Origin of the sequence: Streptomyces sp. NPDC047917, assembly GCF_043204345.1 — a bacterium.
Lineage (GTDB): Bacteria > Actinomycetota > Actinomycetes > Streptomycetales > Streptomycetaceae > Streptomyces > Streptomyces sanglieri.
Genome location: NZ_JBIDCA010000007.1, coordinates 171,639 through 185,559, shown reverse-complemented (window position 1 = coordinate 185,559; position 13,921 = coordinate 171,639). Strand labels below are relative to the sequence as shown.

12 protein-coding genes and 1 riboswitch are annotated in these 13,921 nt (G+C 70.5%); of the genes, 5 read left to right on the top strand and 7 right to left on the bottom strand.

Annotated features, from left to right (window positions below; translation table 11 throughout):
* Positions 1–109: 109 nt before the first annotated feature.
* Complete coding sequence (locus ACGF8B_RS18625; RefSeq protein ID WP_392739605.1) at positions 110–1,468, top strand: alpha/beta hydrolase family protein; 1,359 nt, start codon at positions 110–112, stop codon at positions 1,466–1,468.
* A 100-nt stretch (positions 1,469–1,568) separates the two neighbouring features.
* On the opposite strand, the gene groL is transcribed toward ACGF8B_RS18625, so the two are convergent.
* The 4 genes from groL to thrC form a co-directional block, all read right to left on the bottom strand.
* A complete protein-coding gene (groL, locus tag ACGF8B_RS18620; RefSeq protein WP_124717206.1) occupies positions 1,569–3,191 on the bottom strand; it encodes a chaperonin GroEL in 1,623 nt (540 codons plus the stop codon).
* A gap of 478 nt (positions 3,192–3,669) precedes the next feature.
* Complete coding sequence (locus ACGF8B_RS18615) at positions 3,670–3,876, bottom strand: cold-shock protein (RefSeq protein WP_003967346.1); 207 nt, start codon at positions 3,874–3,876, stop codon at positions 3,670–3,672.
* Positions 3,877–4,298: 422 nt separating this feature from the next.
* Positions 4,299–4,577, bottom strand: coding sequence for a MoaD/ThiS family protein (locus ACGF8B_RS18610; protein ID WP_317866360.1), 279 nt, complete (start codon positions 4,575–4,577; stop codon positions 4,299–4,301).
* Positions 4,578–4,607: 30 nt separating this feature from the next.
* Positions 4,608–5,933: a threonine synthase gene (thrC, locus tag ACGF8B_RS18605; protein WP_392739603.1), complete on the bottom strand. Its 1,326-nt coding sequence runs from the start codon at positions 5,931–5,933 to the stop codon at positions 4,608–4,610.
* A gap of 17 nt (positions 5,934–5,950) precedes the next feature.
* Positions 5,951–6,077, bottom strand: a riboswitch (SAM riboswitch).
* A 153-nt stretch (positions 6,078–6,230) separates the two neighbouring features.
* Between thrC and ACGF8B_RS18600 the strand changes: the two genes are divergently transcribed.
* Both ACGF8B_RS18600 and ACGF8B_RS18595 read left to right on the top strand, forming a co-directional pair.
* Positions 6,231–7,181, top strand: coding sequence for a glucosyl-3-phosphoglycerate synthase (locus tag ACGF8B_RS18600; protein ID WP_266689448.1), 951 nt, complete (start codon positions 6,231–6,233; stop codon positions 7,179–7,181).
* 106 nt (positions 7,182–7,287) lie between these two features.
* Positions 7,288–8,703: a trehalose-6-phosphate synthase gene (locus ACGF8B_RS18595; RefSeq protein WP_392739601.1), complete on the top strand. Its 1,416-nt coding sequence runs from the start codon at positions 7,288–7,290 to the stop codon at positions 8,701–8,703.
* A 25-nt stretch (positions 8,704–8,728) separates the two neighbouring features.
* Here the strand turns inward: ACGF8B_RS18595 and otsB are convergent, their stop codons facing one another.
* The 3 genes from otsB to ACGF8B_RS18580 form a co-directional block, all read right to left on the bottom strand.
* Complete coding sequence (gene otsB, locus ACGF8B_RS18590; RefSeq protein WP_392739599.1) at positions 8,729–9,634, bottom strand: trehalose-phosphatase; 906 nt, start codon at positions 9,632–9,634, stop codon at positions 8,729–8,731.
* A gap of 216 nt (positions 9,635–9,850) precedes the next feature.
* Complete coding sequence (locus ACGF8B_RS18585) at positions 9,851–10,108, bottom strand: DUF3263 domain-containing protein (RefSeq protein ID WP_392739597.1); 258 nt, start codon at positions 10,106–10,108, stop codon at positions 9,851–9,853.
* Between the two features lie 67 nt (positions 10,109–10,175).
* A complete protein-coding gene (locus tag ACGF8B_RS18580) occupies positions 10,176–11,396 on the bottom strand; it encodes an ABC transporter substrate-binding protein (RefSeq protein WP_392739595.1) in 1,221 nt (406 codons plus the stop codon).
* 424 nt (positions 11,397–11,820) lie between these two features.
* Between ACGF8B_RS18580 and ACGF8B_RS18575 the strand changes: the two genes are divergently transcribed.
* Positions 11,821–12,753: an ROK family protein gene (locus ACGF8B_RS18575; RefSeq protein ID WP_392739593.1), complete on the top strand. Its 933-nt coding sequence runs from the start codon at positions 11,821–11,823 to the stop codon at positions 12,751–12,753.
* Complete coding sequence (nagA, locus tag ACGF8B_RS18570) at positions 12,753–13,907, top strand: N-acetylglucosamine-6-phosphate deacetylase (protein WP_392739591.1); 1,155 nt, start codon at positions 12,753–12,755, stop codon at positions 13,905–13,907. Before ACGF8B_RS18575 ends, nagA begins: the two co-directional genes overlap by 1 nt.
* Positions 13,908–13,921: the final 14 nt, after the last annotated feature.

Sequence of the window (13,921 nt, the reverse complement as noted above, 5' to 3'; positions counted from 1 at the left end):
ACCGGGGAGCCAGGGGCTCATGACGGAATGGGGACTGCGGTATCACGCGCTCACGATGCTCCGGCGGGCATCGTGGGGGCGTCCACCGCAGACCTACGGGGAGCCCCACGTGACAGCCGTCCCGCACAATCCCGGTCGTGACCGCAGCCGTGGCCACAGCCGTCGTCAGGTGCTCGTCACCGGGCTGGCGGCTTCGGCGTTGCTGGCCACCAGCGCCCTGCCGTCACCCGCCACAGCAGCGACCGGCCCGGCCCGCCGCACCCCACGCCCGAATGCCGTACTGCCGGATGCCGGACCCCCGGATGCCGGACTCCCGAAGGCCGTACTGCCGCGCCCCACCGGCCCGTTCGCCGTCGGCACCGTCGCGCTGCACCTCGTCGACCGCTCGCGGACCGAGCCCTGGGTGCCGGGCACCTCCGCCCGCCGGGAGCTGATGGTCAGCCTCTGGTACCCGGCCCGGCCGGGCGCGGCGGCGCGTGCCGTGCCGCAGATGACGGCGGCGGCCGCGGCCCACTTCGGCAGCGCGGAGGGGGCCGCCGCCATGAACCTGAGGATGGCGGCGGGCAGCGTCGACTGGGGCGCGACGCCCACCCACGCGTACCGGGACGCCCCCGTCGACCGGCGGGCCGGGCAACTGCCCGTGGTGTTGTACTCCCCCGGGCTCGGCGACCCCCGCACCTGGAACACCGCACTGGTGGAGGACCTGGCGAGCCGGGGGTACGCCGTCGTCACGGTCGACCACACCCATGAGGCGACCGAGGTCGAGTTCCCCGACGGCCGGCTGGCCACCATGCGGATCTTCGACGGGGCGCCGCCGACCGACCCGGAGGTGATCAGTGCCCTGCTGGAGAAGGTCGTGGCGGTCCGGGTCGCCGACACCCGGTTCGTGCTCGACGAGCTGGCCCGGCTGAACCGGACCCGGTTCGGCGGGGGGCTCGATCTGCGCCGGGTCGGCATCTTCGGCCACTCCGCGGGCGGATTCACCGCCGCGCAGACGATGCACGACGACCGGCGTTTCCTGGCGGGCGTCAACATGGACGGCGAGATGGACTACGTCGGCGGACGGGAGCCGGACGGAACCCACCTGAGCAGCGTGGCCCTGAACGGGCTCGACCGGCCGTTGCTGCTGATGGGGACCGGCAGCGAGGGCTCGGGCGACTACCGGCAGCAGCCGTCCTGGGCGGCGTTCTGGGCGAACACCCGCGGCTGGAAGGCCGATGTGACGCTGACCGGGTCGCGGCACGCCTCGTACACGGACGCCCAGGTGCTGCTGCCCCGGCTGGCCCGGCAGGGCGCGGTACCGGAGGGCGGGCTGGCCGGGGCGGTCGGAACGGTGTCGCCGGGCCGTGCCCTGGCCGCGAACCGGGCGTACGTGGCGTCGTTCTTCGACCGGTGGCTGCGCGGACACGACGACCGGCTGCTCGACGGGCCCTCGGACCGCTTCCCGGAGATGGTGTTCGCCCGGTAGCGCCAGGGGTGCAGGACGCACGTGGGCCCCGGGACCGAAATGGTCCCGGGGCCCACGCGGCAGAGCTGCGAAGCTGTGCCGGACTACCGATCCGTCAGGATCAGAAGTCCATGTCACCGCCCGGCATGCCGCCCGGAGCGGCCGCGGCGGCCTTCTCCGGCTTGTCGGCGATGACGGCCTCGGTGGTGAGGAACAGCGCGGCGATGGACGCGGCGTTCTGCAGAGCGGAACGCGTGACCTTCGCCGGGTCGAGGATGCCCTCGGCGATCATGTCGACGTACTCGCCGGTCGCGGCGTTCAGACCGTGGCCGACGGCCAGGTTGCGCACCTTCTCGACGACGACGCCGCCCTCAAGACCACCGTTGACGGCGATCTGCTTGAGCGGGGCCTCCAGCGCCAGCTTGACGGCGTTGGCGCCGGTCGCCTCGTCACCCGAGAGCTCCAGCTTCTCGAAGACGGCCGAGGCCTGGAGCAGAGCCACGCCACCACCGGCGACGATGCCCTCCTCGACGGCGGCCTTGGCGTTGCGCACCGCGTCCTCGATGCGGTGCTTGCGCTCCTTGAGCTCGACCTCGGTCGCGGCACCGGCCTTGATGACGGCCACGCCGCCGGCCAGCTTCGCGAGGCGCTCCTGGAGCTTCTCGCGGTCGTAGTCCGAGTCGGAGTTCTCGATCTCGGCGCGGATCTGGTTGACCCGGCCCTGGACCTGGTCGCTGTCACCGGCGCCGTCGACGATGGTCGTCTCGTCCTTGGTGATGACGACCTTGCGGGCGCGGCCGAGCAGGTCGAGACCGGCGTTCTCCAGCTTGAGGCCGACCTCCTCGGAGATGACGGTGCCACCGGTGAGGATGGCGATGTCGCCGAGCATGGCCTTGCGGCGGTCACCGAAGCCCGGGGCCTTGACGGCGACGGACTTGAAGGTGCCACGGATCTTGTTGACGACCAGGGTCGACAGGGCCTCGCCCTCGACGTCCTCGGCGATGATCAGCAGCGGCTTGCCGGACTGCATGACCTTCTCCAGCAGCGGAAGGAGGTCCTTCACGTTGCTGATCTTCGAGTTGACGATCAGGATGTACGGGTCGTCCAGGGACGACTCCATGCGCTCCATGTCGGTGGCGAAGTACGCCGAGATGTAGCCCTTGTCGAAGCGCATACCCTCGGTGAGCTCCAGCTCCAGACCGAAGGTCTGGGACTCCTCGACGGTGATGACGCCTTCCTTGCCGACCTTGTCCATGGCCTCGGCGATGAGCTCGCCGATCTGGGTGTCGGCGGCGGAGATGGAGGCCGTCGAAGCGATCTGCTCCTTGGTCTCCACGTCCTTGGCCTGCTCCAGGAGGGCGGCGGAGACGGCCTCGACGGCCTTCTCGATACCCCGCTTGAGGGCCATCGGGTTGGCACCCGCGGCAACGTTGCGCAGACCCTCGCGGACGAGAGCCTGGGCGAGAACGGTGGCGGTGGTCGTACCGTCGCCGGCGACGTCGTCCGTCTTCTTGGCGACCTCCTTGACCAGCTCCGCACCGATCTTCTCGTACGGGTCCTCCAGCTCGATCTCCTTGGCGATGGAAACACCATCGTTGGTGATCGTGGGGGCGCCCCACTTCTTCTCAAGGACGACGTTGCGACCCTTGGGGCCAAGGGTGACCTTGACGGCGTCGGCGAGCTGGTTCATGCCGCGCTCGAGACCGCGCCGGGCCTCCTCGTCGAACGCGATGATCTTGGCCATGTGAAGTGGTCCTCCCGGACAGGGGTGGATTTCTCCGGACCGAGTGGCGCCCGCGACGGACGGCCTGCGTGACCGGTGGTTCCTTGCCCCACCGACCTGCGGGCCTCACCGGCCCGGTCCAAGTTCTGTCACTCTCACCTGGAGAGTGCTAACGCCAATGATTAGCACTCGACCCCCGAGAGTGCAAGCGTCCCCCTCCGGATGTGGACAACGGCGGACGGTCACGGACGGGGCCGCAGACGACGGCGGACGGCTGTGGACGGCTGTGGACAACGGCGGATGGCTGTGGACGGGCCCGTCGGACCACGGTGACAGCGGCGGACAGCGGTGGACGAGGCCAACACGGTGGACAGCGGTGGACAGCGGTGGACGAGCCGCGGACGGCGCCCGGCGGCGCGTCCGGACGCGCTGAGGGCCCGTACCCCCGGGGTACGGGCCCTCAGTGCGTGAGTGGTGTCGTTGGCCGACCGCGTCGAACTCAGCCGACGGCGAGCTTGACCATGTCTGCCTGCGGCCCCTTCTGGCCCTGCGAGATCTCGAATTCAACTCGCTGACCCTCTTCGAGGGTGCGGTACCCGTCCATCTGGATCGCGCTGTAGTGGACGAAAACATCCGCACCACCGTCGACCGCGATGAAGCCGTACCCCTTCTCCGCGTTGAACCACTTGACGGTGCCCTGAGCCATGCCTAACTCCCCTATTACTGGCCCTTGCGCAGGACCGCACTTCGCGGACCCGGGTCAGAACTCACCCTCCGACAGGAGAGGGTGTGTGCGCCGGAACGCGTCGACCGCGGCTGAATGTATCTGCCCAACTGCCCTCTGCAACAGGTCAATCGGACGAGAATTCTCGGCCGCGCCGAACGCCCGAATATGCGGGTTTCATGAGATTCCTGGGCAAGTCGGGCCAGGCAAAGGCGACTTATGCCGCAAGGCCAACACACACTTTGGCTGCATCTTGTCGTGGCCGGGCGCATTCTCATATGCGGGCGGCTCGGGGCAGCTGGGGGGACTTCCCACACTGTACCCCGCTCAACCATGCAGAATTGCCCCCTCCGCTTCAAACGCGGAGGGGGCAATTCGATAACGCGATAGGACCGGACGGGGCGTCAGCAGCCGCCCGCCACCGCCGGGATGATCGAGATGCCGGCGCCGTCGGGCGTCACGGTCTCCAGGCCGCCCTCGAAGCGCACGTCGTCGTCGTTGACGTACACGTTCACGAAGCGGCGCAGCTTGCCCTGGTCGTCCAGGACGCGGGCGGCGATGCCCGGGTGGTTCTGCTCCAGGGACTCGATGACCTGGGAGAGGGTCGAGCCCTCGGCCGGGACCTCGGCCTGGCCGCCCGTGTAGGTGCGGAGGATGGTGGGGATGCGGACCTTGACGCTCATGGTGGGTGCCCTTCCTGAAGTCTCGGGTGGTCAGCTGGTGGCGAGGCCGGCGGCGCGGAACGCCTCCAGGCTGGGGCGGATCGTCGCGGTCGCCTGAGAGGTTTCGGCAACCGCGTCGAGGGTCTTGAGGCCGTCACCCGTGTTGAGTACGACGGTGGTCAGCGACGGGTCGATCAGACCGGCCTCGATGAGCTTCTTCGTCACACCGACCGTCACACCGCCCGCCGTCTCCGCGAAGATGCCCTCGGTGCGCGCCAGCAGCTTGATCGCGTCGACGACCTGCTCGTCGTCCACGTCCTCCACGGCGCCGCCGGTGCGGCGGGCGATGTCCAGGACGTACGGGCCGTCGGCCGGGTTGCCGATCGCCAGGGACTTGGCGATGGTGTTCGGCTTCTGCGGCCGGACGACGTCGTGACCGCCCTTGTACGCGACCGATACCGGGGAGCAGCCCTCGGCCTGGGCGCCGAAGAGCTTGTACGGCTTGTCCTCGACCAGGCCGAGCTTGATCAGCTCCTGGAGGCCCTTGTCGATCTTGGTGAACTGCGAGCCGGACGCGATCGGGATGACCAGCTGATCCGGGAGCCGCCAGCCGAGCTGCTCGCAGATCTCGTACGCCAGGGTCTTGGAGCCCTCGCCGTAGTAGGGACGCAGGTTGACGTTGACGAAGCCCCAGCCCTCGCCGAGCGGGTCGCCGATGAGCTCGGAGCAGAAGCGGTTGACGTCGTCGTAGTTGCCCTCGATGCCGACCAGTTCGCCGCCGTACACCGCGGCCATGACGACCTTGCCCTGCTCCAGGTCGTGCGGGATGAACACGCAGGAGCGGAAGCCGGCGCGGGCGGCGGCGGCACCGACCGCACCGGCGAGGTTGCCGGTGGAGGAGCAGGAGAGGGTGGTGAAGCCGAAGGCGCGGGCGGCCTCGATGGCCTGGGCGACGACCCGGTCCTTGAAGGAGTGCGTGGGGTTGCCGGAGTCGTCCTTGACGAACAGCTTGCCCTGCTCGACGCCGAGCTCACGGGCGAGGTTGTCGGCCTGGACGAGCTTGGTCCAGCCGGGGTTCAGGTTCGGCTTCTCGGCGACGTCGGCGGGGACCGGCAGCAGCGGCGCGTAGCGCCAGATGTTGGCGGGGCCCGCCTCGATGCGCTTCTTCAGCTCTTCGGGGGAGCCGCTCGGCAGGTCGTACGCGACTTCGAGCGGCCCGAAACAGGACGCGCAGGCGAAAATCGGGCCGAGTTCGAATCGCTCGCCGCACTCGCGGCAGGAAAGGCCCGAAGCGGGGCCGAGGTCGACCGCTCCGGCGTTGCCGGCTTCGGCGTCGACGGAAGAATCGGTGCTTACTGCAACGGTCTGCGCAGCCATGGTGGCGAGGCCCTTTCTCCTCATCTTCCCCGCGGCGCGTTTCGCCACGAGACGGAATTGGCACCTTCCTCACCGGACCTCACGGTCGGTGGGGGGGTTGCCGGGACTTCAACGGGCCGTTCCCTCAGTCCCTCTGGATGAGCGCTGTGGCACCGGATCTTCGATCCGGGCATTTATCGGCGGACGGACCCCGGCATGCGATGGTCGTCCGCGTTGTTCAAGACTGTAACCGAAGCACCGGACTGTTGAGATAGTCGTCCGAACCGCGAGATGGATCACATACAGGGAGTATCGACCGTGCTGGAAGAGGTCGAATGCTGGCTGGCCAGGCGTTCCTGGTCGGCCGCCGACCGTCCGATGGACCGCCTGCTGGCCGCCAGGGCCGCGGAGGCGGGCCGCGGGAGCGTCAGTGTCGTACTGCCCGCGCTGAACGAGGAGGCGACGGTCGGTGAGATCGTCGCGACGATCCGGCGCGAGCTGATGGAGAAGGTCCGGCTGGTCGACGAGCTCGTGGTGATCGATTCCGGGTCCACCGATGCCACCGCCGAGGTGGCCCGGGAGGCCGGCGCCCGGGTGGTGCACCGCGACGCGATACTCCCCCGGATCCCGGCCGTACCCGGCAAGGGCGAGGTGCTGTGGCGTTCGCTCCTGGTGACCGGGGGCGACATCGTCTGCTTCATCGACGCCGACCTGAAGGACTTCTCGGCGGACTTCGTCTCCGGCATCGTCGGTCCGCTGCTGACCGAACCGGACGTGCAGTTCGTGAAGGCGATGTACGACCGCCCCTTCGGCGACACGACGGGCCAGGGCGGCCGGGTGACCGAACTGGTGGCCCGTCCGCTGCTCAATCTGCACTGGCCGCAGCTGGCCGGTTTCGTCCAGCCGCTGGGCGGCGAGTACGCCGTGCGCCGCTCGCTGCTGGAACGGCTGCCCTTCCCCGTCGGCTACGGCGTGGAGCTGGGTCTGCTGGTCGACGCGCTGCACACGGTGGGGCTGGACGCGCTGGCCCAGGTCGACGTGGGGGTGCGCAAGCACCGGCACCAGGACGGGCAGGCGCTCGGCCGGATGGCGGCGGCGATCTACCGCACCGCCCAGCTGAGGCTCTCCCGCGGCCACCTGATCCGCCCGGTCCTCACCCAGTTCGAGCGCGGCGAGAACGGCTTCGTACCGCGCACCCATGCCGTGGACACCGAGGAGCGTCCCCCGATGTGCGAGATCGAGGAGTACGTTTCGCGCCGCGCGGCCTGACCTCGTCCGGACTCGCAGCCCGACCTCGCAGCCCGACTTCGCAATCCGGCCTCGCAGTCTGACTTCGCACGTTTGGGCGGTTCGTGATCGGGCTAGATTCCGCAACATGGTCTCCGAGCACGATGCCCAGCCCGCTGCCCGATCCGGCGTCCGGTCCGATGCCCAGGTCCTCGTCGCGTCCAACCGCGGCCCGGTCTCGTACACCCTGGGAGAGGACGGATCGCTCGACGCGAGACGCGGCGGCGGCGGTCTCGTCTCCGGGCTGAGCGCCGTCGACGACAAGCTGTGGGTGTGTGCCGCGCTCGGTGCCGGGGACCGGGAGGCGGTCCGGCGCGGGGTCGCCGAGCAGGGCGTACGGATGCTCGACATCGACGCGGAGGTGCACGCCGACGCGTACAACGGCATCGCCAACTCGGTGCTCTGGTTCGTCCACCACATGCTGTACCAGACACCTCTGGAGCCGGTCTTCGACGCGGAGTTCCGGCGGCAGTGGGCGTCGTTCGAGACCTACAACCGGGCCTTCGCCGAGGCGCTCGCCGAGGAGGCGGGGCCGGGCGCGGCGGTACTGGTGCAGGACTACCACCTGGCGCTGGTGCCGGGCATGCTCCGCGAGCTGCGCCCGGATCTGCGGATCGGCCACTTCTCACACACCCCGTGGGCGCCCGTCGACTACTTCCGGCTGCTTCCCGACGACATCGCCGAGCAGTTGCTGCACGGCATCCTGGGCGCGGACCGGGCGGCGTTCCTGACCAGGCGCTGGGCGGACGCGTTCATCGGCTGCTGCACCCAGATCCTGGGCGGCACCGGGCGGACCAGGATCGGGGTGCACGGGCTCGGCGCGGACGGGGACTTCCTGCGCCGCCGCGCCCACGAGGCGGACGTGGACGAGCGGATGGCGGCACTGCGCGAGCAGACCGGCCCCGGCCGGAGGACGATCGTACGGGTGGACCGAACGGAACTGTCCAAGAACATCGTGCGCGGCCTGCTCGCGTACCGCTCACTCCTGGACGAGCGGCCCGAGTGGCGCGAGCGCGTCGTCCATGTCGCCTTCGCCTACCCCTCCCGGCAGGACCTGGCGGTGTACCGCGACTACACGGCCGAGGTGCGTCGGGTCGCCGACGAGATCAACGCCGAGTACGGTGCGCCCGGCTGGACGCCGGTGGTGCTGCACGTCAAGGACGACTTCGCCCGCTCGCTCGCCGCGTACCGGCTGGCCGACGTCGCACTCGTCAACCCGATCCGCGACGGCATGAACCTGGTCGCCAAGGAGATCCCGGTCGTCTCCGACCACGGCTGCGCGCTGGTGCTGTCACGGGAGGCGGGCGCCTACGAGGAGCTGGGCAGCGACGCGGTGGTGGTCAATCCGTACGACGTCTCGGCGACGGCGGCGGCGCTGCACGAGGCGCTGACGATGGCGGACGACGAACGGACGGCGCGCACGGAACGTCTGGCCGCGGCGGCGGTCGCGCTGCCGCCGCAGCAGTGGTTCCTGGACCAGCTGGACGCGCTGCGGCGGGACTGAGACGGGACGGAGGCGGGGGCGGGCGTCAGATCCGCCGGGCCAGCGCCGCCAGGAAGGCGACGACGTCGCCCGGTCCGGCGAGCAGCAGATCGGCCCGCTCGGCCAGTTCGGGCACCTCCGCGCTGCCGCTGCACACCAGCAGGCCGGGGATGCCGTCGGCGCCGTCGGTACGGAGCTTCTCCACCGCGGCGTAGGCCGCGAGGTCGCCGAGGTCGTCGCCCGCGTACAGCACGGACTCGGCGTCCGTCTCCCGTACGTACTGGGCGAGCGCCACGCCCTTGTCCATGCCGGGCGGGCGCAGTTCCAGGACCAGCCGGCCCGGTTCGACGATCAGTCCGTGCCGGGAGGCGAGTTCGCCGAGCGGGCCGCCCAGCGCCTCGAACGCGGCCTGCGGGTCGGCGGCCCGGCGGGTGTGGACGGCGATCGCCCGGCCCTTCTCCTCGACCCAGGTGCCGTGCCAGGAACCGGACCGGTCGAGCACACCGGGGAGTTCGGCGCGGACCGAGGCGATGCCGGGGTGCGGGGCGGGGGCATGAACGGTGCCGGACACCGCGTCCCAGCGCTCGGCGCCGTAGTGGCCGAGGACGACGAGGTGGTCGAGGCCCGCGACTCCGGCGAAGCCGCCGTGCCGGACCGCGACGCCGGCCGGGCGGCCGGTGATCACGGCGATGGAGGCCACTTTCGGGGCGAGCGCGACGAGGGCGTCGACGGCGCCGGGGTGGGCGCGGGCCTGTTCCGGGTCCGGAACGATGTCGGCGAGGGTGCCGTCGAAATCGAGCGCGATCACGGCACGGTCGGGGCGCGCGAGGATCGCGGCGAGGGCCTCTTGGCCGGGTGCGGTGGTGGGGGTCGGGAGTGTGGGTGCGGGTTCCGGTGCGGGTGCGTGTTTGGGTGCGGGTTCGGGTGCGGGTGCTTCCGGGTTGCTGCCCATGAGGGGAGCCTATAGCCGGGGCGGGGAGTTGGGGCGGCGCCGGCGTTTTCGGGGGCGCTGCCCCCGGACCCCCGCTCCTCAATCGCCGGAGGGGCTTGAATTCGCGCTGCCGGAAAGGCCCCGCTGAGCCGAAGGCACTCGAACCCGGACCGCCGAGAGGCCTCACCGAGCCGACAGGCCTGATCTCCGGCGGCCGAAGGAACTCCGATCCGGCTCTCAGCGCCGTTCGCGACGTGCGTCCCGCACCCGGCGCAGGCGGTTCACCGTCACCGGGTCCGCCGCCAGAGCACGGCGGTCGTCGAGCAGGGCGTTGAGGAGCTGGTAGTAGCGGGTGGGCGAGATGCCGAGCTGTTCGCGGATCGCCCGTTCCTTCGCACCGGGGCCGGGCCACGACTGCCGTTCGACGGCGAGCACGGCACGGTCCCGGTCGGAGAGGCCGTCCGTGTCGTCGGGGCCGGGCGTGGGGGCGGTCATATCAGCCAACATATCGCCCGTACGGAAGGCCGGCCGCCCGGAGGCCCGGCCCCGGAGGCGCCGCCCGCTACTCCGTGTGCTCCGCCGCCGCCGAGTCGCGCGCGATCTTCCCGAGCACGTCCTCGGCGCTGCCGTTCGGCTCGACCGCCCTGCCGATGTTCTTCTTGAACGACTCGCTGGACCGGGCCCAGGACGTCTTGCCGTACGGGTAGATGTGCGAGTTCGGCAGCGCGGCCAGGAACTTCCACAGCGGCTTGAACCTGGCGTCGGACTCCATGGCCGCGGAGGCGCTGTCGGTGACCGGGAGCAGGTCGTACTCGTCGGCGAAGTCGATGACGTTCTTGTCGGTGAACAGATAGTCGAAGAACTTGCCCAGCGGCACCCGGTGGCCGTTCTGCTTGAAGCCCATGATCCAGTCGGCCACGCCCAGCGAGCCCTCGCTCGGGCCGTCGATGCCGGGCAGCGGCACCATGCCGACGGAGACGCCCTTGCGCTCGGCCTCCTGCATCAGCGTGGGATGGCCGTTCAGCATGCCGACCTTGCCGTCGGTGAACGCGTCGAACGCCTTCTGCCGGTCGAGCCCGCCGGGGGCGACGGGACCGACGAGGCCCTTGTCGACCAGGTTCGTCTTCAGCCAGTCGAAGGTCCGGACGTTCTCGTCCGAGTCGATCTCGTACGAGCCGCTGTCGTCGATCAGGCCGCCGCCCCCGCTGAGCATCCACATCGTGGCCTCGGCCTGCGACTCCTCCGGGCCGAGCGGCAGCGCGAACGGACTGGTCACCCCGCGCTGCTTGAGCAGTGCCGCGTCGTCACGTATGTCGTCCCAGGTCTTCGGGGCGTCCAGGCCCGCCTGCGCGAAGAGCTTCTTGTTGTAGAAGAGCAGCCGGGTGCTGGCGACGAACGGCAGCCCGTACTGGGTGCGGTCCAGACTGCCCGCCTCGGTGAGGGACGGCAGGAAGTTGGCCTGGGTGCGGATGGAGAGCATCTCGTCGGCCCGGTAGAGCTTGCCGGCCTTGGCGTAGTCGGCGTACGCGTCGATCTGGGCGATGTCGGGGGCCTGCCCCTTCTTCACCATCGCGGCGACCTCGCGGTCGATGTCCTTCCACGAGTAGATGCTGACGTCGACGTCGATGCCGGGGTGGGACGCCTCGAAGCCCTTGACCAGCCGGTCCCAGTACTTCTCGGAGCTGTTGGCCGGGCCGTTGCCGTAGTCGGCCGCGACGAGCTTGAGGGTGACGTCCCCCGAGCCGCTGCCGGTGTTGCCGCAAGCCGACAACGTCGCTGTCATGCCCAGCGCGGTCACTGCCGCGATCAGTACCCGGTGGCGCAACCGCACAGCCAGTCCGTCCTCATCCGTCGAGTCGCCCGTACCCGCCACGCCGTCGTGGGGCCCTCCGGAACGAGGTGTGATCCTCCCCCAGCCCATCGCCGATGGTCTACACCACGACAGGTATCGCTTTCGCAACGTAACCGGGCCGGTACCCGGTCGCGCCGGGCCCGGGAGCATGGCCCCACCGCGTCGGAAGTCCTCGTGGCCCTTTCCTCCCGAAGCCCTTCTCCCTCCCTTCTCCCTCCCTTCTCCACCCTTCTCCGCCCTTCCCCGCCGGGCCGGAACCCGGGCCGCGACATCGTGGCCGCTATTTTGTATGTATCCGCAACAAACCGGGATAGTGGACTAGACCTTTTTGGTTCCGCGGGCGAAACTGTTTCCCGTGAAACACGTCATCGCCCTCGATGTGGGCGGCACCGGAATGAAGGCCGCACTGGTCGGGGCCGACGGCACCCTGCTGTACGAGGCGCGGCGGGCCACCGGCAGAGAGCGCGGCGCCGAAGCCGTCGTGGAGTCGATCCTCGCCTTCGCCGCCGATCTGCGGGCGTACGGCGAGGAGCACCTCGGCGAGAGCGCGGTCGCGGCCGGCGTCGCCGTGCCCGGCATCGTCGACGCCGAGAACGGGATCGCGGTCTACGCCGCGAACCTGGGCTGGCGCGACGTGCCCATGCGGCAGCTGCTCGGCGCGCGGCTCGGCGGTGTTCCCGTCGCACTCGGCCACGACGTACGCACCGGCGGGCTCGCCGAGGGCCGGATCGGCGCGGGCAGGGACGCCGACCGCTTCGTCTTCGTACCGCTTGGCACCGGCATCGCCGGAGCCATCGGCATCGCGGGCACGATCGAGGCGGGCGCGCACGGTTACGCGGGCGAGATCGGGCACATCGTGGTCCGGCCGGACGGGCCGGACTGCAGCTGCGGCCAGCGCGGCTGTCTGGAGACCCTGGCGTCCGCGTCCGCCGTCAGCCGTGCCTGGGCCGCCGCCTCCGGCGACCCCGAGGCGGACGCCGCGGACTGCGCGAAGGCCGTCGAGTCCGGCGACCCGGCCGCCGTGGCGGTCTGGCAGAACGCGGTCGACGCGCTCGCCGCCGGGCTGGTCACCGCGCTGACACTGCTCGACCCGCGCACGCTCATCATCGGTGGCGGTCTCGCCGAGGCCGGGGAAACCTTGTTCACACCACTCCGTGCGGCCGTCGAGGAACGGGTCACGTTCCAGAAGCTGCCCCACATCGTCCCGGCGGCCCTCGGGGACACCGCCGGATGCCTGGGCGCAGGGCTGCTCGCCTGGGATCTTCTCTCCACGGAGGTATCCGCCTGATGGCCGGACGCGCAGACAGCACAGTTCTCGCAGGTGCCCGGGTGGTGCTTCCCACCGGGACGGTCGAGAACGGCCGGGTGATCATCGAGGGCACCCGGATCGCCGGCGCCGCGGCGGAGGGCGCACCGACCGTCGACCTGAGCGGCCACTGGGTGGTCCCCGGCTTCGTCGACATGCACAACCACGGCGGTGGCGGCGCCTCCTTCACCTCCGGCACCGTGGACGAGGTCCTCACCGGCATCCGCACCCACCGCGGGCACGGCACCACCACCCTGGTCGCCTCCATGGTCACCGGCGAGATGGACTTCCTCGCCCACCGGGCCGGGGTCCTGTCCGAGCTGGTGGAACAGGGCGACCTGGCCGGCATCCACTTCGAGGGGCCGTTCATCTCGCCGTGCCGCAAGGGCGCGCACAGCGAGGAACTGCTGCGCGACCCCGACCCGGCCGAGGTCCGCAAGCTGATGGACGCGGCGCGCGGTACCGCGAAGATGTTCACGCTCGCCACCGAACTGCCGGGCGGCATCGACTCGGTACGGCTGCTCGCCGAGCACGGCGTCATCGCCGCGATCGGCCACACCGACGCCACGTACGAGCAGACCGTCGAGGCGATCGACGCCGGCGCCACCGTCGCCACGCACCTCTTCAACGCGATGCCGCCGCTCGCCCACCGCGCGCCCGGCCCGATCGCGGCGCTGCTGGAGGACGAGCGGATCACCGTCGAGCTGATCAACGACGGCACCCACCTGCACCCCGCGGCCCTGCAGTTGGCCTACCACCACGCGGGCGCCCACCGCGTCGCGCTGATCACCGACGCCATGGACGCGGCCGGTTTCGGCGACGGGCTCTACCAGCTCGGCCCGCTCGCGGTCGAGGTCAAGGACGGCGTCGCGCGGCTGGTCGAGGGCAACTCGATCGCGGGCTCCACGCTCACCCTGGACACCGCGTTCCACCGGGCCGTGACCGTCGACCGGCTCCCGGTCGGCGACGTCGTGCAGTCCATCTCCGCCAACCCGGCGCGACTCCTCGGCGTGTACGACCGGGTCGGCTCGCTGGAACCGGGCAAGGACGCCGACCTGGTGGTCCTGGACGCGGACTTCGGACTCAAGGGCGTCATGCGCAAGGGCGAATGGATCAAGGAGCCGCACATCGGCTGATCCGTCCCATTGTT

Excerpts from the sequence above, each read along its gene's own strand:
- groL (WP_124717206.1), bottom strand. The coding sequence starts at position 3,191 with ATGGCCAAGATCATCGCGTTCGACGAGGAGGCCCGGCGCGGTCTCGAG.
- ACGF8B_RS18615 (WP_003967346.1), bottom strand. The coding sequence starts at position 3,876 with ATGGCTCAGGGCACCGTCAAGTGGTTCAACGCGGAGAAGGGGTACGGC.
- ACGF8B_RS18610 (WP_317866360.1), bottom strand. The coding sequence starts at position 4,577 with ATGAGCGTCAAGGTCCGCATCCCCACCATCCTCCGCACCTACACGGGC.
- thrC (WP_392739603.1), bottom strand. The coding sequence starts at position 5,933 with ATGGCTGCGCAGACCGTTGCAGTAAGCACCGATTCTTCCGTCGACGCC.
- ACGF8B_RS18595 (WP_392739601.1), top strand. The coding sequence starts at position 7,288 with ATGGTCTCCGAGCACGATGCCCAGCCCGCTGCCCGATCCGGCGTCCGG.
- otsB (WP_392739599.1), bottom strand. The coding sequence starts at position 9,634 with ATGGGCAGCAACCCGGAAGCACCCGCACCCGAACCCGCACCCAAACAC.
- ACGF8B_RS18585 (WP_392739597.1), bottom strand. The coding sequence starts at position 10,108 with ATGACCGCCCCCACGCCCGGCCCCGACGACACGGACGGCCTCTCCGAC.
- ACGF8B_RS18580 (WP_392739595.1), bottom strand. The coding sequence starts at position 11,396 with ATGACAGCGACGTTGTCGGCTTGCGGCAACACCGGCAGCGGCTCGGGG.
- nagA (WP_392739591.1), top strand. The coding sequence starts at position 12,753 with ATGGCCGGACGCGCAGACAGCACAGTTCTCGCAGGTGCCCGGGTGGTG.